General features: G+C 55.1%; 16 protein-coding genes. 9 read left to right on the top strand and 7 right to left on the bottom strand.

Going from position 1 to position 21,659, the window contains the following annotated elements; all coding sequences use genetic code 11:
- Positions 1-7 precede the first annotated feature (7 nt).
- The 4 genes from KI367_RS10655 (at position 8) to KI367_RS10640 (ending at position 4,911) form a co-directional block, all read left to right on the top strand.
- Positions 8-1,402, top strand: coding sequence for an ABC transporter substrate-binding protein (locus tag KI367_RS10655; protein WP_052146958.1), 1,395 nt, complete (start codon positions 8-10; stop codon positions 1,400-1,402).
- A 130-nt stretch (positions 1,403-1,532) separates the two neighbouring features.
- Positions 1,533-2,531: a LacI family DNA-binding transcriptional regulator gene (locus KI367_RS10650; protein ID WP_036709516.1), complete on the top strand. Its 999-nt coding sequence runs from the start codon at positions 1,533-1,535 to the stop codon at positions 2,529-2,531.
- 12 nt (positions 2,532-2,543) lie between these two features.
- Complete coding sequence (locus KI367_RS10645) at positions 2,544-3,536, top strand: N-acetylglucosamine kinase (protein ID WP_036709513.1); 993 nt, start codon at positions 2,544-2,546, stop codon at positions 3,534-3,536.
- A 46-nt stretch (positions 3,537-3,582) separates the two neighbouring features.
- Positions 3,583-4,911 (top strand): 6-phospho-beta-glucosidase, encoded by a 1,329-nt coding sequence (locus KI367_RS10640; RefSeq protein ID WP_212949515.1) that lies wholly within the window; start codon positions 3,583-3,585, stop codon positions 4,909-4,911.
- A gap of 83 nt (positions 4,912-4,994) precedes the next feature.
- Here KI367_RS10640 and KI367_RS10635 read toward each other — a convergent pair whose 3' ends face one another.
- The 5 genes from KI367_RS10635 to KI367_RS10615 all read right to left on the bottom strand — a co-directional run bounded on the left by KI367_RS10635 (position 4,995) and on the right by KI367_RS10615 (position 12,508).
- Positions 4,995-6,194, bottom strand: coding sequence for a multidrug effflux MFS transporter (locus tag KI367_RS10635; protein WP_246536838.1), 1,200 nt, complete (start codon positions 6,192-6,194; stop codon positions 4,995-4,997).
- 367 nt (positions 6,195-6,561) lie between these two features.
- Positions 6,562-10,344 carry a copper amine oxidase N-terminal domain-containing protein gene (locus KI367_RS10630; protein ID WP_246536832.1) on the bottom strand — a complete coding sequence of 1,261 codons (3,783 nt, stop codon included), beginning with the start codon at positions 10,342-10,344 and terminating at the stop codon, positions 6,562-6,564.
- A 167-nt stretch (positions 10,345-10,511) separates the two neighbouring features.
- Entirely contained in the window at positions 10,512-10,736 is a 225-nt protein-coding gene (locus KI367_RS10625; RefSeq protein ID WP_036709509.1) for a hypothetical protein, read from the bottom strand.
- Positions 10,737-10,924: 188 nt separating this feature from the next.
- Positions 10,925-11,773 carry a glycosyltransferase family 2 protein gene (locus KI367_RS10620; RefSeq protein WP_036709508.1) on the bottom strand — a complete coding sequence of 283 codons (849 nt, stop codon included), beginning with the start codon at positions 11,771-11,773 and terminating at the stop codon, positions 10,925-10,927.
- A gap of 36 nt (positions 11,774-11,809) precedes the next feature.
- Complete coding sequence (locus KI367_RS10615; protein WP_036709638.1) at positions 11,810-12,508, bottom strand: class I SAM-dependent methyltransferase; 699 nt, start codon at positions 12,506-12,508, stop codon at positions 11,810-11,812.
- A 283-nt stretch (positions 12,509-12,791) separates the two neighbouring features.
- Here KI367_RS10615 and KI367_RS10610 point away from each other — a divergent pair, with 283 nt between their 5' ends.
- Positions 12,792-13,901 carry a tetratricopeptide repeat-containing glycosyltransferase family 2 protein gene (locus tag KI367_RS10610; RefSeq protein WP_212949512.1) on the top strand — a complete coding sequence of 370 codons (1,110 nt, stop codon included), beginning with the start codon at positions 12,792-12,794 and terminating at the stop codon, positions 13,899-13,901.
- A 173-nt stretch (positions 13,902-14,074) separates the two neighbouring features.
- On the opposite strand, the gene KI367_RS10605 is transcribed toward KI367_RS10610, so the two are convergent.
- Entirely contained in the window at positions 14,075-15,529 is a 1,455-nt protein-coding gene (locus KI367_RS10605; RefSeq protein WP_212949510.1) for a catalase, read from the bottom strand.
- 285 nt (positions 15,530-15,814) lie between these two features.
- On the opposite strand from KI367_RS10605, the gene KI367_RS10600 reads away from it, so the two are divergent.
- From KI367_RS10600 to KI367_RS10585, 4 genes are all read left to right on the top strand, one after another.
- Complete coding sequence (locus tag KI367_RS10600) at positions 15,815-16,513, top strand: response regulator transcription factor (protein WP_212949508.1); 699 nt, start codon at positions 15,815-15,817, stop codon at positions 16,511-16,513.
- Positions 16,514-17,485: a sensor histidine kinase gene (locus KI367_RS10595; protein ID WP_036709505.1), complete on the top strand. Its 972-nt coding sequence runs from the start codon at positions 16,514-16,516 to the stop codon at positions 17,483-17,485. It abuts the gene before it with no gap.
- Between the two features lie 178 nt (positions 17,486-17,663).
- Positions 17,664-18,434, top strand: coding sequence for an ABC transporter ATP-binding protein (locus KI367_RS10590; protein ID WP_036709500.1), 771 nt, complete (start codon positions 17,664-17,666; stop codon positions 18,432-18,434).
- Positions 18,409-20,343, top strand: a complete 1,935-nt coding sequence (locus tag KI367_RS10585; RefSeq protein WP_212949506.1) for an FtsX-like permease family protein — start codon at positions 18,409-18,411, stop codon at positions 20,341-20,343. The genes KI367_RS10590 and KI367_RS10585 overlap by 26 nt, the downstream gene beginning before the upstream one ends.
- Positions 20,344-20,430: 87 nt before the next feature.
- Here the strand turns inward: KI367_RS10585 and KI367_RS10580 are convergent, their stop codons facing one another.
- Entirely contained in the window at positions 20,431-21,489 is a 1,059-nt protein-coding gene (locus tag KI367_RS10580; RefSeq protein ID WP_212949504.1) for a CotH kinase family protein, read from the bottom strand.
- Positions 21,490-21,659: the final 170 nt, after the last annotated feature.

Genomic DNA, 21,659 nt, shown 5'->3' with positions numbered 1-21,659 from the left:
ACCGTTCATGAAAAGGAAAAGGATCAAAAAGACGTTTACGCTTCTGCTGGCAAGCACCACGCTGTTGGCTCTGATGCTGTCCGGCTGCGGCGGCGGCAAGTCGGCGGTTGACGTCGCTCCCGCGGGCGATGGGGATACCGGCAAAACCGCTTCATCCGGCGATCAGGTCACCATTACGCATTACACCATCGATTCGGAAGACCGCACCTTTATCGAAAAGCTGATTCCGGATTTTGAGGCCAAACATCCGAACATCAAGGTCAAAGTGGAAAAAGCGCCTTACGAGCAGTTCGACAGCAAGCTGCAAACGATGATCGCCGGCGGCAAATCGCCCGACGTGACGAGCCACTACGGCTACGGCGGGTTCGCGGAATACTACAACAAAGACATGCTGCTCGACATGAACGACATCATTAAAGAAGACGGGTTCAAGGCATCCGACTACAACATCCCGGAAAACCTCATGAACATCTACACCATCAAGGACCATGTATACGGCATTCCGGTCAATATGTACGTCACGCTGATGCTCTACAACAAGGATATGTTCGATGCGGCCAACGTGCCTTATCCGCCAAGCGATTACGAGGATAAGAGCTGGACGTTCGACAAAATGGTGGAAGACGCGAAAAAATTGACCCACGTCTCCGACGATATCGCCAAAACGCAATACGGCGTCGATTTCACCTGGTCCGAACGCGACATGCGTCCGCTGTACTTCGGCGTTGAGCCATACTCCCAGGATACCTGGACCAACGGCGGCGTGCCGTCCGAAACCCGTTTCGACTCGCCGGAAGTCATCGCGGCCTATAACAAGCTGTACGGTCTGATCTTTAAAGACAAAGTATCCCCGACGACCGAATGGAGCAAAAGCGTCGCCGGGCAAAACGGCGATGCCTTCGTCACCGGGAAGCTCGGGATGAGCATCGGCGGCTCCTGGAACCTGGCGGGCTCCAACGACTTCCCGTTCAAGGTCGGCGTCGCGGCCGTGCCGGCGGGCGGGAACGACAAGGTGCGCAGCGTGCTGTTCGTCGATCCGCTCTTTATCCTGAAAGGCTCCAAGCATCCGAAGGAAGCATTCGAGTGGATCAAATATTTGGTCAGCGACGAAGTCCAGGAAAAATCGATCGAACTGAGCGGCGGCAACCCTCCGGTCAATACGAAGGCGGCCGAAGCCTATTACAAGCATTTTGACGGCATCGATCCGGCGGACGTGAAAAAGGTATACGAAGGCGCGGTGAAATACGGGTTCGAATCCTACAACCACCTGATCACCAACTATTCGCAAATCAACGACATGTTCATCAACGAGATGCAGCCGCTCGATACGGGGCATAAGACCGTAGAAGAAGTCATGCCGACGGTGCAGAAAAAGGTCATGGAAATCATCAAACGCAAATAAATAGGAAGTGCCGTCCCGGAACCGGGACGGTATCTGTTAATTTCGCTTCGCGGCGGCCTTTCGTCCATGTATACTAATGTTAAGCTGCAATAAAATGTACGGAAAATCTGCCGCAAGGAGAATAAAAACGATGAAGGTTAGTATATTTGATGTTGCCAAAAAATCAGGATTGTCGGTTGTGACGGTGTCCAGGGTATTAAACGGCGCCGAAACGGTGCGCGAGAAAAACAGGCAAAAGGTGCTTGACGCGATCAAGGAGCTCGACTACCGCCCCAACGCCGCGGCGCGCAGCCTCGCCCGGGGCAAAACAGGGATCGTAGGCTTGATCGTCACCACGCTCCAGGACTCCTTTTTCGACGCCGTCGTCAAGGAGCTGAACGAAGTGCTTGCCCTTCACGGCTATTTTCTTGCCGTCTCGGTCTCGACGGGCATCGGCTCCGACGAAGCCCATTACCTGATTCAGGAAGACCGCGTCGACGGCCTGATCCTGCTGTCGCCGATGGAAGAGGACAACTATATCGTGGAGCTGAAGCGCCGCAATATTCCTTACGTTCTGATCGACAACCAGAAGCCTGAAAACGACGCTTTTTCCGTGACGATCGACAACTACAAAGGCGGTTACGATGCGGCGAAGCATCTGATCGACCTCGGACATACCCGGATTGCGCACCTGAGCGGACAGGAAATGTTCCGCAGTACGAAGGAACGGCGCAGCGGCTTTCTGCAGGCGCTTCAGGAAAAGGGCATCCAGCCGTTCGAAATGGTTACCGGCGAATTCGAAATCGCTTTTGGCTACGAGACGTGCCGCAGATGGATTCGCGAAGGACAGCTCCCTTCCGCCGTCTTCGCGGGCGACGACAACATTGCGCTTGGCGTCGTCAATGCTTTGATGGAAGAAGACATCCGCGTGCCCGATCAGGTTGCCGTCGTCGGTTATGACGATCAGCAAATATCTTCGCAGCTGCATCCTCATCTCACGACCGTCCGCCAGCCTGCCGACCGGATCGGCCTGGCTGCCGCGGATATGCTGCTGAAGCGGATGGACGGCACGATGAAACGCGGATCGAACGTCAAAATCAATCCTGAACTGATCATCAGGGAATCCACCGCCGCAACGACAAATCAATAGGAGTGACGACCATTGGCTTACTACTTGGGAATCGATGGGGGAGGAACCAAAACTTACGCCCTGCTGACGGACGAACGCGGCAACGTGCTGGGCAAAGGCGTCAGCGGCAACGGCAATCATCAGATTGACCGGAGCCTTGCCGCGCAAAGCATCCGCGAAGCCGCCGAAGGCGCGCTAAGCGAAGCGGGCCTTGCGAAAAGCCAGCTGTCGCATGCCTACTTCGGGCTCGCCGGGGCGGACCGCGAAGCGGATTACCGCATCCTGCATCCGCTTATACAGGACATCGGCTTTACCCGGAACTATACCATTAATTGCGATACGATGATCGGCCTTCGGGCCGGCACGAACCGCCCGTACGGCGTTGCGCTCATCTGCGGCACCGGAACCAACGCCGCGGGGCGAAACCCGGCGGGCATGCATGTCCAAGTCGGCGGCTTCGATTATATGTACGGCGATTTCGGCGGCGGCGGTTCGCTGAATATCGAGGTCTTCCGGTCCGTCATCCGGGCTTGGGACGGGCGCGAGCAGCCGACCAAATTGACGCCGCTGCTGCTTGGATTCCTGGGATACGACAACGTCGGCGACATGTTCGACGACTTTCAGGACCACGGGAAGCATGTGCCCGTGCACGCCGCCAAGCTGCTGTTCGAAGCAGCCGCCGAGGACGACGCGGTAGCCTTGGAGATTCTGTCGCGCCAGGGGATCGAGCTCGGAAAATCAGCGGTGGCGGTCATTCGCCGGCTGGGCATGCAAAACGAAACCTTTGACGTCGTGCTGGCGGGAAGTCTGCTAACAAGGGGCGACCGCGGCTGGATTCGCGGCAAAATCGAGCAGGCCGTTGCCGGCACGGCTCCGAACGCAACGATCGTTACGTTATCTACGGAACCTGTCGTCGGCGCGGTCTGGTCGGCCATGGAAGCCGACGGGACCCCGGTAAGCCGGGAGGCGTATGAACAAATGCGGACCTTCCGCGACTTCGAGCATATTCCGTTAACGACAAGGTAATCCCTTTTGAATCCATCCATTTCATTCATGTGAGGAGCGTGCAGACATGGCATCTGAACAAGGACTCAAAATCGCCGTCATCGGCGGCGGTTCTTCTTATACGCCGGAGCTCGTCGAGGGCTTCATCCAACATTACAACGAGCTTCCCGTCCGCGAGCTGTGGCTCGTGGATATCGAGCCGGGCAAGCGCAAGCTGAATATCGTCGGCAACTTGGCGAAACGCATGGTCGAAAAATCCGGCCTTCCGATCGAAGTCCATCTCACGCTGGACCGCCGCGAGGCGATTCGGGACGCGGACTTCGTCAGCACGCAGATGCGCGTCGGCATGCTGGAGGCGCGCGGACGCGACGAATCCATTCCGCTCAAATACGGCGTCATCGGGCAGGAAACGACGGGCCCCGGAGGCATGATGAAGGCGCTGCGGACGATTCCGGTGCTGCTCGACATTTGCCGCGACATCGAAGAACTGGCACCGAATGCCTGGCTGCTGAACTTCACCAACCCGGCCGGCATGGTAACGGAGGCCATTTTGAAGCACACGAACGTGCGCAGCATCGGTTTGTGCAATGCGCCGATCGGGCTGATCAAGCGGACCGCGGCCAAATACGGCGTCGCAACGGACCGGATTTATGCCGAATTCGTCGGCCTGAATCATCTGCACTGGGTGACTCGCGTCGACGTGAACGGCGAAGACAAGCTGGATGAGTTGCTTGCCGACACCGCCGGCTACAGCGCAAGCAACGTCCCGGCAAGGGAATGGAATCCCGAGTTTCTCCAGTCGCTGAGAGCCCTGCCTTCCTACTATTTGAAATACTTTTACATGACGGACGCCATGCTCGAAGAGCAGCTGGAATCCTTCCATAAAGGCGAAAACCGTGCCGAAGTCGTGAAACGCGTCGAAGAGGAGTTGTTCGAGCTGTACAACGACCCGGACCTGAACGAGAAACCGAAACAGCTGGAACAGCGCGGCGGGGCGTTTTATTCCGAAGCGGCCGTGAATCTGATGTGTTCGCTATATAACGGCAAAAACGACATCCAGACATTAAACGTCGCCAATCAGGGCATCATCGATTTCCTGCCGGACGACGCCAGCATCGAGGTGAACTGCGTCGTCACCAAAAACGGCCCGCTGCCGCTGCCGTTAACCAAGATCCCGCCGATGGCGACCGGTTTGATCCATGCGGTGAAAACGTACGAACGCCTTGCCATCGAGGCCGCCGTCACCGGCGACCGGGGCCTTGCCATTCAGGCGCTGGCGCATCATCCGCTGGTGCCTTCGGTGGAAGTCGCCATCAAGATGCTGGATGAAATGCTGGAAGCGAACAAAGCGTATTTGCCGCAATTTTTTAAAGCGTCGGAGACGGGCATTTCCTGATTTTCAGCACAGCCGCCTCCGAAACCTGTTAATGGAATATATGCAAAAAAGAGACTGCCGCGGCAGTCTCTTTCTTATGTTCCTTAGTGATGCACAGTTGGGGCTGCATCCGCCGTCTTGGCCGGATGAATCGAGCTTCGAACCAGCAGCAGGTAGCACAAAATCGAGCATACGTCCGCCCCGGCGATGACCAGCCCCATCGGCAGCGCCGACGTGCTGCCGCCCAGACCGACCAAAGGGCTGACGACCCCGCCGAAAATGTACGACAGAAGCCCGAGCAGCGCCGATGCGCTGCCGGCGGCATGGCCGTAATCCTGCAAAGCCAGCGACGATCCGGCCGTGCCGACGATGCCGACGCATGATACGACGATAAACAGCGGCGGCAGCACCGCGGCGATCGGTGCTTTGACCGCAAGCAGCAGCAGAAGCGCCATGCCTCCGACCGTGGCCAAGGCAATGCCGGTCACAAGCAGCTTTTTCTCGCTGACCTTTCCGGCGAGCCGTCCCGCGATTTGCCCCGCGATAATAATGCCGATGCCGTTCATGGCAAAAATGAGGCTGAATACCTGCGGGCTTACCCCGTAAATATTTTGCAGCACGAACGGCGAACCCGAAATGTAAGCAAACATGGCGGCGGAGATGAATCCCGAACTTAACGCCAGCCCCATGAATTTGCGGTCCCTCAGCAGCACGCCAAAAGTTTTAAGCGTATTGGCGGTACCGCCTTTGGAACGTTTGCTTGCCGCAAGCGTCTCCGGCAGGCCGAAAAAAACCGCCAGCAGCATCACGATGCCGATCCCCGCCAGCACGATAAACACGCCGCGCCAAGAGGTGAACTGAAGGAGCTGTCCCCCCACGATCGGCGACAGGATCGGGGCCGCGCCATTCACCAGCATCAGCATGGAGAAAAATTTCGTCAGCTCCGAGCCCGAATACATGTCCCTGACGATTGCCCGCGAAATGACGATCCCGGCCGAACCGGCGATCCCTTGAATGAATCGCAGCACGATCAGCATTTCGATGGACGTGCTGAACGCGCATAACAAAGAGGACAAGCCGTATACGACCATGCCGGCCAACAGCGGAATGCGCCGCCCGCGCACGTCGCTCAGCGGCCCGGCAAACAGTTGTCCGACCGAAAGCCCGATCAGGCACGAAGTCAAGCTGAGCTGCGTCAGCGACGTCGTCGTATGCATCGTTTCGGCCAAAATCGGCAGCGAAGGCAAATACATGTCCAGCGAAAAAGGACCGAAAGCGGATAATGCCCCAAGAATGATTATCATCCAAAGCCTGCTTGGGCTCGGGCGCACAGTCAGCCTTTCTTCTTGACCGCCGCTTTGAACCGATCGCGTCGTTAATGGTTTGCTCATAGGATGTCACTGTTCCTCCTTTGAATCTGTTACAACATAGGCGCCCCGCATTTCTGCCAAGCCCGGAGGGCCGAGCCCCCTCTTCCCCGTGTTCATATCCATCTATTGTAGCTCATTTCCCTCCCGAAAAAGAACCCTAAATTGCAAACTCGATATCCATGCATGCATTGGCAAGCCGAACACTGAACCGCGTTTTATAAAGTACGCCCTTCTCCCCACAAGACGCAAAAATGCCGGGACCCATGGACCCGGCATTTTTTTCGAATGCGCTCTTGAAAGGTTATTTTTTTCCTTGAACCGTTGCTTTCGCATCGGCTTTGACAATCGACACAGGGTTGGACAGCACGCTTTTCTTTTCCCCGACGCTAAGGATGTAGACATAATAGGAATTTTTATCGCTTAGGCGGTTTCCCGCGACGTCGGTATCGTCCGCCTTAAATGTGACGGCGTACTCTTCATTGACGTTAATGAATTTCATGTTCGAGTCGATGCTTTTTGCCGTCGCCGTCTTCAGGGTGAAATCCTTTAACGTCGCAGGGACGACCATCACGGCATATTTTTGAACCTGGCTCTCGTTTGCCGGCTTTTTAAAAGAGACATCGATCCCGCCATCGGCCCATTTTGCCGTAATATTCGTCGGCACTTGCGTCAGATCCCTTAAAACGACCTCCGCAGGATTGGACAGCGCGCCGGTTCCCGTTTTGGCCACGGACAGCACATAAACTTTGTAAGGGGTCTCTTCGGCCAAAGGTTTATTATCCGTATCCTTTGTCGAATCGCTCATCGCCCCGCTAAAATCGCTGCCGACCTGAACTCTCGTAAATTGACCCGACGCCAGCGCGTTTTCAAGGTTAAGGTCTTTCGATCCGGGCACGATGAAAATCCGGTATTCTTTAATATTGGCTTCGTGATCGGCGCGGGTAAACGAGATTTTCAGATCCTTTCCGTTATGCTCGTCTCCGGCATCCGTCGCGCTCAGCTCTTTGACCGGTGAAACCGGGAGCAGCGTATCCAGCGTGATGGCTTCGGAAGCGGCAGACAGCGCATAATTGTTGTGGTTTCCGACGGAAAGGACAAAAATTTTGTACGATATTCCGTTACGGATGAAATGGCCGTCGGAGTCTCTGGCATTGTCGTCCAAGGCCACCTCGTAGCTTCCTTTATTGCCGTTTTCCACGGCTTTGTAGTAGCCCAGATTGGCCGCGAGTTTTTGGTTAAAGCTTCCCGCTTCGCTGGACTTTACGGCGATGATCCGGTACTGGGACACGTCGTCGCCGTTATCCGCGCGGGTAAAGGTTACCTGCAAATCGCTGCCGTTGCCCGCGTCACCGATATCCTTCACGGCCACGTTTTTGGCCGGTCCCACCGTAAAGGTCTGCGACAAGCCGATTGCCTGGGAAGGAGCGGACAATGCATGGGCATCTTCCTTTCCTACGGACAGGATAAATACCTTATATTTGGTGTCGCCTTGAATCAACCGGCCGTTGACGTCCCTCGCATCCGCGGCGAGCGTGCGGGTGATGTTGGAGCCGGTTTTGCTGACGGCCGTATAATTCGAGCCGGATACGGCCAAGGCATCCGCCAGGGTAAAGTAGCCGGCATCCGAATCTTTGACGACCAGGATCCGGTATTCCCTGATATTTTGTTCCTCATTTGCCCGCGTGAACGAAACCTGCAGGTCGCGGCCGTCGCCGTGATCGGCAACGTCGTTAACGGACACGTTCGTTGCCGGATAAACGCTCGCGTTCCCCGCCAACGTGATGGCCGAAGAATACGAAGACAGCACATTTGTCCCGTACGATCCTACCGAAAGCACGAACACGCGGTAGCTGACCCCGTTGCGGATCGACTGTCCGTCCACGTCCCTGGCTCCCGAGGCGAGGGTTCTCGTGATGTTAGATCCCGTCTTGTCGACGGACGTGTAGTTCGAACCGGAAACGGCGTTGGCCTTGGACAAGTTGAAACTATTGGCGTCGGAGGACTTTACCACCATAATCCGGTAACCGCTCAAGTTGCTTTCGTCCGCAGCCCGCGTAAACGAAACTTGCAGGTCGCGGCCGTCGCCGTGGTCGGCGACATCGTTGACGGACACGTTCGTCGCCGGATATACGTTTGAATTCCCCGTCAAAGTAATAGACGCAGAATACGAAGACAACGCATTGGATCCGTAAGATCCCACGGAAAGCACGAAAACGCGGTAATTGACCCCGTTGCGGATCGAATGTCCATCCACGTCCCTGGCGCCCGAAGCGAGGGTTTTCGTAATGTTATAGCCCGTTTTGCCGACGGATGTGTAGTTCGAGCTGGACACGTTATTTGCATCCGACAAGCTGAAATAAGGAGCGTCGGAGGCTTTAACGACCATGATCCGGTAGCCGTAGAGATTGCTTTCATCCGCGGCCCGGTTGAACGAAACGCGCAAATCGCGGCCGTCGCCGTAATCGGATACGTCGCTGACGCCGACGTTCGTTGCGGCGTAGACGTCCGAACCTCCGGAATTCCCGTACAGCACGACGGCATACGATGGCGCCGAAAGCGCGTAGTTGCCGTTGTAGCTACCCGTTCCCACCGCCATGACAAAGACGCGGTAGGCGACGCCGGAGCTGATCAGCGATCCGTCTACGTCTCTGGCCCCGTAGGACAAGGTTTTGCTGATGTTATTCCCCGTTTTGCCGACTTCCGTATAATAGGAGCTCGACAGGTTCCTTGCATCGGATAGCGAGAAGCTGCCCGCCTTGCTGTCCTTGACGACGAAAATCCGGTAACTGCCGATCCGGGATTCGTCGGAAGAGCGGTTAAACCGCACGTTCAGATCGCGGCCGTCGCCGTAATTGCCAACGTCCTGCACGCTGGTAATGATAGGAGCGGCGATCGGATTCGATGCCAGCGCAAACGACGGCGAACCCGCGGAAAGCTGGTTCGAGGCGTTGCTGCCGCTTGCGACGGAAAGCACGAAAATGGTATAAGAAACGCCGTTTTTAATGTATTCCCCGGAAGTATCCCTGGCGCCCGAACTTAAAGTCGTCGTAATCGTGGAGCCGTTTGTTTTGTTTACTGTCGTATAATTGGCGCTTGCCGCGTTGTTAGCCGTATTCAGGTTAAAGCTGCCGGCATCCTTGGTCTTGACGACCATGATCCGGTAGTTCTGGATGTTGGCCGTATTCGACGGCTGGTTAAAGCTGACCGAGATATCCCGTCCGTCGCCGTAATCGCCGACATCCGCCGCTTTGACGCCGGAGACCGCGTTTACGGGCGAAGCCGTCGACAGCGTGACGGTTGGAGATATGCCCGACAAGGCGCTGGCACCCTTCTTGGCTACCGTGAGCACATAGGCGTTGTAAGGCTGATTGGCCCGCAGCAGCTCGCCGGTGACGTCCCGCGATTGCCCGGACAGGGTGATGGCCAAATCGCTGCCGGTCGGCCGCACCGAGGTATAATATCCGGTGGATAACGCCTGGGACAGCGTATATCCGTACGCGTTTGCGGACTTGACGATCAGGACGCGGTATTCGCTGACGTTCGTCTCGCGTTGGACCTTCGGAAAGCTTACCTCCAGGTCGCGGCCGTCGCCGCTTTTCCCGATGACGCGCGCGGTCACGTAAGAAACGGCATTCACGGCAGTGTCCGAAGTGACGATGTTGACGGTCTGCGTGCTTTGATTCCACAGCACCTGCGCGCCCAACGTCTCGCTGACGAACCGGACCGGCACCATGGTCGTTCCCTTCAAGTTTTGCGCAGGCACGTCAAGCGTCACCTTTTGCTGATTCACCGTCGCCGTTTTGGCGCCGATTTTCAGCACGATCGTGATGTCGTCGCGTATGGCCGTGACCGTGCTTGTTTTTTGATTCCACAGAATCTTGGCGTCAAACGCCTCAAAAATGGCCCGCATCGGCAGCATGGTCCGGCCCTTTGTCATCGTGGGCGGCTGCAGCGGGTTCAGTCTCACCCCGTCGACGTATACGCTGATCGGTTTCGGTTTGGCCGCCGCCTGCACCGCTCCAGCCGGAAGGGACAAGGAAACGACCATCAGCACGGCCACGAGCATAATCCAAAGCTTTTTCACGGTTCTCCTCCTCTTGGTTTTGTGTAAAAAAGGCTACACTTATTTGACGGGAGAACGGGTTGAAATGTTTTCCATCCCGAAAAAAATATATCGGCCAGATGCCCTGGCTTTCCAAAGCCGAAACGCAGCAGAAAAAAGCCCTGCCGGCCAGGCAGAGCTTGTTGTTTTCAGGATTTGTTTTTATGCAGCTTGACCAGCTCGTTAAAGGCCAGATAAATCGACCAAATTACCAGGATGAGTCCGACAAATTGCAGCAGGTAAATGAGATAGGGCTCGATTTTGGTAACGGACCCGAAAAAGGTTTTGAAAAGGGACAAAGGCTCCTCCGATGAGAGCTGCATGAGCATAAATCCGATAATAAAGCTGATCAGAACCGTGACTTTTTTCTCCAAAGAACAAGGCCTCCCGTCATGCGCACCACATAATATATATTCCAATATAACCCATATGGTATATATTGTCTATTGCATCACGAACATGAAGTTTACGCCAAAATCCGGGAAAACCGGTCTATACACGCAAAAAACCGGAACCCTCCCCCTCGCGGGAATGGCTCCGGTCTTTCGACAGGCACGGGCCCCTATTTATTCCTTGAAGCGGTATTGTCCCCAAGCGGGACGAAATGCTTTTCCGGGATGAAAAAAGGCTCGCGCGCCACGATGTCGGACGGATTATAACCCAAGCAATCCATCTCGGGCGCCGATAATCCGGTGCTCCACTTGGCCCTGAATTTTTCGGCATTCGCCAGCGACGAGCGTTTGTAGTCGAGCCGGTTCGATGCGAACGTCCCCTGCCCTTCATGGTGGATAAAAACATCCTGCGCGACCCACAGCCGTTTGCCGCCGATGCGGGCCCGGATGGAAAAGTCGTCGTCCTCGTAGTTGCCCGGAAAAAAACGCTCGTCAAAGCCGCCGATCCTCTCCAGCAAACGACGGTGGAACAGCATGCAGAAGCCGACCAGCTTATGCGCGTAAAAGCCGGAGCCTGCCTGCTCTTGCTGCCGTCTGGCTGCATAAGCGTCCAGTTGTTCAAGCGTCGGCCACTCAGCGTGGGGAACTCTCTGGATCGGAGCCACATGATTGGAAACCGGCCCGACGATGCCGATGTCAGGGTCCCGGAAAAGCGCGGCATACAAACCGGAGAGCCAACGCGGCGTTACGACGGTGTCATTGTTGAGCAGCAGGATAAAATCCCCGGAAGCCTCAAGCATGCCCTGGTTGTTGCCTGCGGCGAACCCCCGGTTTTCCGCGTTGGCGATCAGCTTGACGTCCTCCATCGAATTCCAGAATTCCAGCGTTCCATCCGTGGAGCCGTTATCCACGGCAATCCATTCAAGCGGCTCTTCCGTATGGCGCATTACGCTTTCAACGCATCTTCGCGTCAAGTCCAGGCCGTTGCGGGTGAGCATGACGATCGAGGTAAGCGGCATCGATAACGCCCCCTTTTTTAATGATAAACGGATGGCCTACAATCCCGATGTGTTTAAAATAAACGGAATCATCCGCCCGTACGGCGTATCGCCGGGCAGGATGATCCCCAGGCCGTTGTTCGAACGCAAAGCATGCCAAGACAGGTCAAACGTCGTTTCCTTCAAAAAATCCTCGACGGCCGTCAACACGCCATTGCGTTCCCCATGTTCGACTAGGGCGTTGTGGACCATATGGTTGAAGCCTCCGCCGGGTACGAGCAGCGGATTGCCGGGTTCCACCCCTTGCATGGCGCTGGGTTTGCGGTATTCCTCCGGAATGCTCTCGGGAAAATAGTACATATCCCGCCGTCCGTACGGCCAATCGATGTCATGCAGCATGACGACGGGGAAGGCTCCGGCCGAAAGGGCCATCCGCTCCACCTGCTTTAACTCATGGTATACGGTATACCAGTTATGGTCGCCGTCGATCAGGATCATGTCGTAGGGCTCTACCCCCGGGAGCGCCTGCAAACTGAAATCCTTGACCATTCGGAACGATTCCCCATAATAATCCGACAACAAATCCGCATCGAATTGCGGAGCAGGATCGATGACCGTGCATTTGCTGCCGGTATGATGGCAATAATCCAGTATCTTGAACGTGTTCAGCCCAGTCAGCGATCCGATTTCAACGATATGCGCCGGCTGCGCGGCGATCATCACCGGTTTGATGACCTTTTCCCAGAAACGGTGCATAGCCACTCTCCTGACCTGAAGATTGTCGAAAACCCCATCCCAATATATGAGCTTTTCAGCGGTTTCATGCTTGGCGTCCAAGGTAAAAAGAGCCTGCGGCGGTCTGCTTTCCGAATTTTCGTCATACATATGACTGAAGTCGCTTGATGCCTTTTCCCGCAGCCCATCAGCAGATGCATATTCGCAGCCTTTGTACCATCGGCTAAAATCTCGCCGCCCGGTTTTCGTTCCGGGATGGGAAATTCGGGTGCTTGAATCGTCCTGCATGCAAAGGAGTGAGAAGATGATTACCATCAGCTTGTGCATGATCGTCAAAAACGAGGAGAAGTCGCTGGAGCGCTGCCTTTCTTCCGTTCAAAAAGCGGTGGATCAAATGATCATTGTCGATACCGGCTCCACGGACAACACCAAGCAAATTGCACGCAAATTTACCCGATACGTTTACGACTTCGAATGGATCGACGATTTTGCCGCAGCGCGCAACTTTGCGTTCAGCCATGCGGAAATGGATTATATTTTATGGTTGGACGCGGATGATATTTTAAAGGAGGAAGATCTCGAAAAGCTGCTCGAACTGAAACAAAACCTGGACCCCGGCGTCGATTCCGTCACGATGAAATATCATCTGGCGTTCGACGAGCACGGCAACGTCATATCCAGCCTGCGGCGCAACCGTCTCGTCAAACGAAGCAACGATTTCCGCTGGATTGGGGCGGTCCATGAATATCTCGAAGTCGCCGGGCGGATTATCGACAGCGACATTGCCGTGACGCACTGCGGCGATGAGCGGGACAGCGACCGGAACCTGAACATTTATATGAAACGGCTGGCCAAGGGAGAGGTCTTCACGCCGAGGGATACTTATTATTTCGCCAATGAGCTCAAGGATCATCGCTTCTTCGAACTGGCCGCCGTCTATTACCGGAAGTTTCTGGATGAAGGAAAGGGGTGGGTCGAAGACAATATCGCGGCCTGCGGCAAGCTGGCGGATTGTTATCTCGAGCTGGGCGACAACGCCAATGCGCTGGCCTTTACGCTGAAATCGTTCGAATACGGCGCGCCCCGGCCGGAATTTTGCTGCCGCATGGGATATCATTTTCTGCAAGCCGGGGACTATGCGGCAGCCGTTTATTGGTATAGGCAAGCGCTGGAAAATCCGGCTCCGGCCAACACCTGGGGCATGCAAAATTTAAGCTGTTCCACCTGGCTCCCCCACCTCCAGCTCTGCGTCTGTTACGATCGGCTCGGCATGCACCAGATCGCCTATCATCATAATGAAGCCGCAAGGCAATATCAGCCCGATCATCCCTCCGTGCTTCAAAACAAAGCTTACTTGGAACAAAAGCTGGGCATCATCCCCGTCGAAAATTCAGAAGAAACGGCCGACTCATAACGCAACGGCGTTAACGGTCGGGCGAATGCGGACGAACCGCCTTTCCGGAGCATGGCCTCAGCCGGAGGGCGGTTTCTTTTGTTTGCGTTTGCCTCGAAAGTACATTTTACGGATCAAAAAAAGGGCTGCCCCGAAGCCCTGCGGCTTCTGGGGACAACCCTTGTTGTTGCTGCTTACGACATGCGGGATAGAAACGGCGTCAAATCGACGTTCAGCGCCGCCGCCAGACGTTTGCCCAGCTCGGCGTCCGCACGGTAGAAATTGCAGATCGCGAGCAGTTTCGTCTGTTCCGCTACAGGCTCCAGGTCAGCGGCCAAATTGCCGATCAGCTGCTCCTGGACCTCGGGGGAATATTTCCGGAACACTTGGCCGGCCTGGCCGAAATCGTTCGGCTTGTCGATTTTTTCGCGGGAAACGGTCCCCCGCACCGGCTGCGGCACGTCCTTGTAGGCCGGGTCTTCCTTCGGCGTATGCTGGTAGCGGTTCGGCTCGTAGTTGATCCGGTCGGACGGCTGTTTGAACGCCATCGCCCCGTCGCGCATATTGTTGCTTACCTTCGCGAACGGGCAGTTGATCGGAAGCTGCAAATAGTTCGGCCCGATGCGGTAGCGCTGGGTATCGGAATAGGAGAACAGCCGTCCCTGCAGCAGCTTATCCTCCGAAGGTTCGATGCCCGGCACAAGCACGCCCGGATTAAAGCCCACCTGTTCCGTTTCGGCAAATACGTTTTCCGGGTTCCGGTTGAGCGTCATCGTTCCTACCAGCTGATAAGGAATGTCCTCCTCGAACCAGTCTTTCGTGGCGTCCAAAGGATTGAAATCGAAGCTGTCCAGATCCGCCGGATCAAGCACCTGCACGTACAAATCCCATTCCGGGTAATCGCCGCGCTCGATCGCTTCATACAAATCGCGGCTGGCATGGTTGAAGTCCTTGCCCTGGATTTGCGCCGCTTCCTCCCGGCTCAAGTTTTTGATGCCCTGCTTCGGAACCCAGCGCAGCTTCACGTACACCGTGTTGCCGTATTCGTTGATCCACTTGAAGGCGTGGACGCTGGAGCCTCGCATTTGGCGGTAATTGGCCGGAATGCCCTCGTCCGTAAAGAGGTGGACCAGCATATTCGTCGATTCGGGCGACAGGGACATGAAGTCCCAATAACGGTCTTCCTCTTGAATATTCGTGCGGGGGTCTGGCTTCAGCGCGTGCACCATGTCCGGAAATTTCATCGCGTCCCGGATAAAGAAGATCGGCAGGTTGTTTCCGACGAAATCATAGTTGCCTTCCTCCGTGTAAAATTTGACCGCGAAACCGCGCGGGTCCCGGAGCGTTTCCGGGGAATGCTGACCGTGGATTACCGTGGAAAACCGGGCGAATACCGGCGTTTCCTGTCCTTCTTTTTGCAAAAATGCCGCTTTCGTGTACCGTTTCATGCTGTTGATGACCTTAAAAACGCCATGGGCTCCCGCTCCCCGGGCATGCACCACGCGTTCCGGAATGCGTTCCCGGTCGAAATGCGCCAGCTTCTCCAGCAGCTGATAATCCTCCAGCAGTGTAGGTCCGTTCTGCCCCGCCGTTCTGGAATTTTGATTATCGCCGATGGGCGCGCCTTGATTCGTCGTAAGTTTGGCCATAAGGATCGTGCCTCCTTGATTTATTTTTAAATTAGAATAATTCTAAACAAGCAACTCGACGTCATTTATTGTACCCTCATTGAAAATGAAAATCAATACTAAATTATAATTATTCTAAATTAATCGTATGCGCTCTTTTGCCGATATATGCCGGGTACGGGCAACCCAATGGATAAAAGCAACCTTCCTGCGCTTCCCCATGATCGTGAAACGGCGGACAACGTGTATAATATTCAAAAAAGCAACCTATCCATTGCGAGAGACGAATGAACGAAGGAGACCTTTATGTATAAAATGCTTATCGTCGAAGACGATCCGAAAATCGCCGACCTGCTGAAAGCCCATATTGAAAAGTACGGGGATACGGCCATTGTTATTCATGAATTCGACCGGGTTCTGGAACAATTTAAGCGGCATTCCCCCCACATCGTGCTGCTGGACATCAATCTCCCGAGCTTTGACGGATATTACTGGTGCCGCCAGATCCGGCAGGTGTCGACCTGCCCGATCATTTTCATCTCGGCCCGCGACGGCAAAATGGATCAGGTGATGGCGCTCGAAAACGGCGCGGACGACTTTATTACGAAACCCTTTTACTACGAAATCGTCATGGCCAAGATCCGCAGCCAGCTTCGCCGGGCGTACGGCGACTATGCCGTGAAAAACGACGAGCGCACGGTCGAATTGGGCGGCCTGATTTTGTACCCGGAACGCATGGAGCTTCATTTCGGCAAACGGAGCGTGCCGCTCAGCAAAAAGGAAACGATATTAATGGAAACGCTGATGGAGTACAGCCCGCGGGTCGCAAGCCGCGAGGTCATTTTGGAAAAGCTGTGGGACGACGCTTTCGTGGACGACAACACGCTCAGCGTCAACATCACGCGCGTGCGGAAACGCCTAGCCGAGCTTGGCATGGAGGAAACGCTCGAGACCGTGCGGGGGCTCGGCTACAGACTGAACTTGAACGCGGAGGAGCCGAAGTAAATGAAACTGTTCATTCGGGAGCACCTCCCCTTGATGATATTTACGTTGGCGCAGCTGCTCGCCGTCATGGCGGTGTTTTGGTTTGACGGATACGATCATCCGCTGACCGCCATGTACGCCTTGTTTTTGGGGCTGTTTATTTTCGCGGGATACCTCGGTCTGCGTTATGCCACGCATCGCGGGTTTTACGCCCGCCTGTCCCGCCCCGTCGCTTCCCTCGCCGAATCCGTGCACAAGCATGAGCCGGCGCCGCTTCCCGCTGCCCTGAGCGAGCTTTTGGAAAACCAATACAGGCAGTACCAAAACATGCTTCAGCATTGGGAACGAAAAAACGAGCAGTACATGACCTTTTTAAACCAATGGATCCACCAGATGAAAACCCCTTTGTCCGTGATCGAAATGATCACGCAGGATGGCGGGGACGAGCGGATGGGCAGCATTTCGGAGGAAACGGACCGCCTGCGGAGAGGGCTGGACATGGCGCTGTACACGGCCCGGCTGGGCACCTTCGAGCAGGATTTCAGCGTGGATGCCGTCGATCTGAGACAGCTGGCGAACGAAGCGGTCCATGAATACAAACGGTATTTCATCCGGAGCCGCGTTTATCCGGAAGTCTCGATCGAAGAAGGAATTTCGGTACGGACCGATGCCAAGTGGATGCAGTTCATCCTGGGCCAGCTGCTGAACAACGCCATTAAATATTCGGCAGGCAGCGGAAAAAAAGTGACCCTGTCGGCCGTCAAGGAAGGCCGGGACGTCGTCTTGAACATACAAGACCGCGGCGTCGGCATTCCCAAAGCGGATCTCCCCCGCGTGTTCCGTCCCTTCTACACCGGGGAAAACGGCAGGCGTTTCAAGGAATCCACGGGCATGGGGCTGTACATCGTCAAGGAAGTGATCGACAAACTGAACCACCGCATCGAGCTGGAATCGGTTGAGGGCGAAGGCACGCTTGTCCGCATCCGTTTTTGATTGATCCGGGAATCGATTCACGGGATTGTTGTAAACGGCATTTCTTACAGCGTTGTAAGATGCGTGAAAGCTGCGTCGATAGGAGGAACCCCTGTCCGGGGCGTATACTGGGGATACGAAGAGAACGAAGGGTTTTGAGGATAAAAGCCCGGAAAACGAAAGGGGAAGTCACCAAGCCATGGAAATGTTATCCGTCCGCAACCTCGGCAAAATATATAAGGGCATGGTTTCGTACGAAGCGCTCTCCAACATCGACCTGTCCATCCAGCGGGGAGAATTCGTAGGGATCATGGGCCCGTCCGGGAGCGGCAAAACGACCCTGCTCAACATGATCTCCACGATCGACAAGCCGACCACGGGCGAAATCCGCATCGACGGCAAAGACCCTTACGCGCTGTCGCAGGATCAGCTGGCCCTGTTTCGAAGACGCGAGCTCGGGTTTGTGTTCCAGTCATTTAATCTGCTCAATACGCTCACCGTCAAGGAAAACATCGTGCTGCCGCTGACGCTGGACGGAGCCGGCCTTGCGGACATGAACGAAAAGGTGGCGGTCCTGTCGGAGAAGCTCGGCATCGCCCCGATCCTGGACAAGCGGACGTATGAAATCTCCGGAGGACAGGCGCAGCGAACGGCGATCGCCCGGGCGCTGATCCATGAGCCCAAGCTGCTGCTGGCGGATGAGCCGACGGGCAACCTGGATTCCAAATCGGCGCGCGAAGTCATGGAAATTTTAGAACAGCGAAACCGCGAGGATCAGGTGACGATGCTGCTGGTCACGCATGACGCCGTGGCGGCAAGCTACTGCAGCCGCGTCATTTTTATCAAAGACGGACAGCTGTACAACGAAATCTACTGCGGCGAAAACCGGACCGCATTCTATCAAAAGATCATCAACGTCTTGTCGCTGCTGGGAGGAAACGGGCATGAATTTCCGCCAGTTCGCGTTTAACAACGTCCTCCGGAACAAACGGACCTATGTCGCCCATTTCCTGAGCAGCGCGTTTTCGGTCATGATCTTTTTTACGTACGCCATGCTGGCGTTCCATCCCGACCTCAAGGGGCAAATCATGGCCGACAGCATCACGCTCAGCATCCTCGCAACGATGGGAATGCATATTTCGCAAGTCGTCATCTTCGTGTTTTCATTCCTGTTCCTGCTTTATTCCGTCGGTTCCTTCATTAAGGTCCGCAAAAGGGAGTTCGGCATTCTGCTTTTGCTGGGCATGTCCCGCAAACAGCTTAACCGCATGCTTTTTATCGAAAACGTCTTGATCGGCGTCGCGGCGATCGTTACAGGCATTCTCGTCGGCATCGTTTTCTCCAAGCTGATCCTGCTCATCTGCGCATCCATGCTGGTGATCGAACGCGGGCTTCCGTTTTATTTGCCGGCCAAAGCGATTGGGCTGACCGCGGGCGGTTATCTGGTTCTGTTCATGGCCGTTGCGGCCTTCACGTCGCTTATGACCAAAAAAGGCACGCTGGCGGACCTCATCAAATCCGAGGATAAACCGAAACCGGAACCCAAGGCATCCGTCCCGCTTTCCATCCTGGCGGTGCTGCTGATCGGGCTGGGTTATGCCTGCGTCTTCCTGTTCGTGCTGCGCCGCATCTATTCGTTCGGCCTGCTGTTTGGCGGCGTGGTGCTGGTCATTATCGGAACCTATTTTCTTTTCACCCAGCTCAGCGTGTACGTCATCCGCGCCTTGAAAAACAGGCCCCGCTTCGTGTTCAAACGGACCAATCTGCTGACGGTATCGGAGCTCGTCTACCGGATGAAGGATAACGCGGTCATGTTTTTTATGGTCGCAGTCATTTCGGCGATCGCTTTTACCGGCATCGGAACAGCCCTTGCCATCGGCGATCCGGGACTTGCGGCGATGAAAAACCCGTACGCTTTTACGCACGTCTCCTTTCCGGAACCTGGTGATGACGTTTCATTTGAGCAGAAGCATATCCGTTTGATCGAGCAAACGCTGAAAAAAGGAGGTTTTGCCTACCGCAAGGCTTCGTTCGTTCCGGCTTACTCCGATGACGGGAAAACCTTGATCCGGCTGAGCGACTATAACGGGCTGGCCGCTGTCCTCGGTTATCCCCAGGAAACGCTGCGCAGCGGGGAAACCATGGCCTCTCCGTCGTCGGTGACGCAAAATGACAAGTTCAGGCTCGAAGGCCTTCAAACGGATGAGCTTACGATCACGAAAGACGAACATACCATGACACTGCCCATCGTCAAGGCGCTGCCCCATATCGTCATTCCGGATTACGGCAATGTTTGGATTATTACGGATTCGGATTACGAGCGGCTGGCGAAGGGCGATGAATATAAGACCCGGGTTGTCGTGTTCGTCGTCCCGGAGTGGCATCATACGCGTACGGTTGCCGAAGAAATAAGGAAAGCCCTGGATGCGGATTCAGCAAACGAGCAGCAATACGCCTATAACTTCTCTGCGCTTGTACTGGATTGGATGCATTCGAAGCAGTTAAACGGCTTGCTGCTCATCGTCAGCGGGCTGGTCGGAATCGTCTTTTTCACGTTTGCCGCCAGCTTCATCTATTTCAGGCTTTATGCCGATTTATCGAGAGACGAGGAGCAGTACCGGATGATTTCAAAAGTGGGGCTGAGCCGCAAGGAACTTGCCAAAACCGTCACCCGCCAGCTTGTCCTCATGTTTTTCCTGCCGCTTCTCGTGGCGATCGTGCACAGCAGCGTGGCGTTTACCGCGCTCCAGGGCCTGGTCGACTTTTCCGTCGTCTCCCATACGCTGGCCGTATTCGCAACGTTTCTCGGCATTCAGGTCGTCTATTTCCTGGTGACCCGCTGGCGTTATTTAAGCCATTTATACCAAAAAATCTTGTAACGCATCGATGCTCATTATATTAAACAAAAGACATCTGCCCGTTCGTTTGGCGAACGGCTCCAGATGTCTTTTTTCGGATTCCCGCCTTCACAGCGTCTGCAGTTCGCGCCGGATGTCCCGGCGGCGGTTTTCGATGTATGCGTAAATGACGTTGTGTTCGTTCAAAAACATGCCGAGAGGCCACTTGTATTTCGGATCCCGGTATACGTCGTCTTCGATTTGGCGCAGCATGTTCCGGACCACCGGCATCAATTGATGCGCGGTAAAGGAGGAGGCGAGAATTTCCTCGAGAATCTCCTTGTATCGCTGCCGATTGGCGCTGTAGGCCAGCACCTTTCCCGTCAGCTTGTTATGCCCTTTAATGCTGACCAGATTCGAAGCGACCTCCTTGCCGTAGCAGTTCCGTCCCCAGGTTCCCTCATAATCCCATGGCAGAAAACCGTATGCCTTCCGCTTCCTGTATTCGAAAATCGTATAGTTATGCCGAAATCCGTCGTAGTTGCCTGTTAGCACCGCCCCGCTCAGCCATGTCAAAAAATTGTCCATGTACAGACGCTGGTTCAAATATTTTTCCAGCGTTTTCCCCCGTTTGGCGTGGATGTTCCGAATGAAGCGCATCAGCCTCAGACGGTCTTCCCCGCGGCCTTTGATCAGCCTGTATCCGGAAAACAGCGAGGTTTTCGGGGTATTCGTGCTGACGTTGTTCAAATCGAAGGTGGCATTGTCGTTGACGGCATAAATGATGCTTCGGGCGGGAAGCTTGCGCACGCGGAAAAAGGTTTGATTCACCGCCTCGATCCGCAAATACACGCCTTGGTTCACGCCGTTTAATTGCAGGACGCAGTGCTGCGTCGAGGGACTTGGAACGCCGATCATATTAAAGAAATGAAATGAAAGCGCATTGCGGATCAAGGAAGGATCGTCATACTCGGCATTAAAGTGATACGTTGCGCGTGATGTGCGGATTTCATAGGATTTTTTCGGATATTCGCGCGTATGGCCGCCCCGGTACCGAATCCGGATGGCTTGAGGCGACCCGTTCCCGTTCGACAACGTCGCCGGAAAAAAACGGTCAGACCAAATGTGGTTCTCCATCTGTTTCAAATCCTTATCCTTGATTGCGATCCGGTATACGGGCAGACCCATGCAGCAACCGCCTTTCCAACACGAAGAATAGCCTATGATGCGGGCTTTTCACCATATTATGCCGAAGGGGCGGATGCCGTCAGGGCGGATGCCTTGGTGTTCCGGGAAAATGCCTAAACTTGTCTTGGCAACATTCTAGCAACCGGGCAGAGGGATATTCACTCAATTTT

Origin of the sequence: Paenibacillus cookii (assembly GCF_018333375.1) — a bacterium.
In the GTDB taxonomy this organism is placed as follows: Bacteria; Bacillota; Bacilli; order Paenibacillales; family Paenibacillaceae; genus Paenibacillus_AQ; species Paenibacillus_AQ cookii.
Note: the sequence above shows the minus strand (reverse complement) of the source record. Positions and strands in the feature narration are given on the sequence as shown.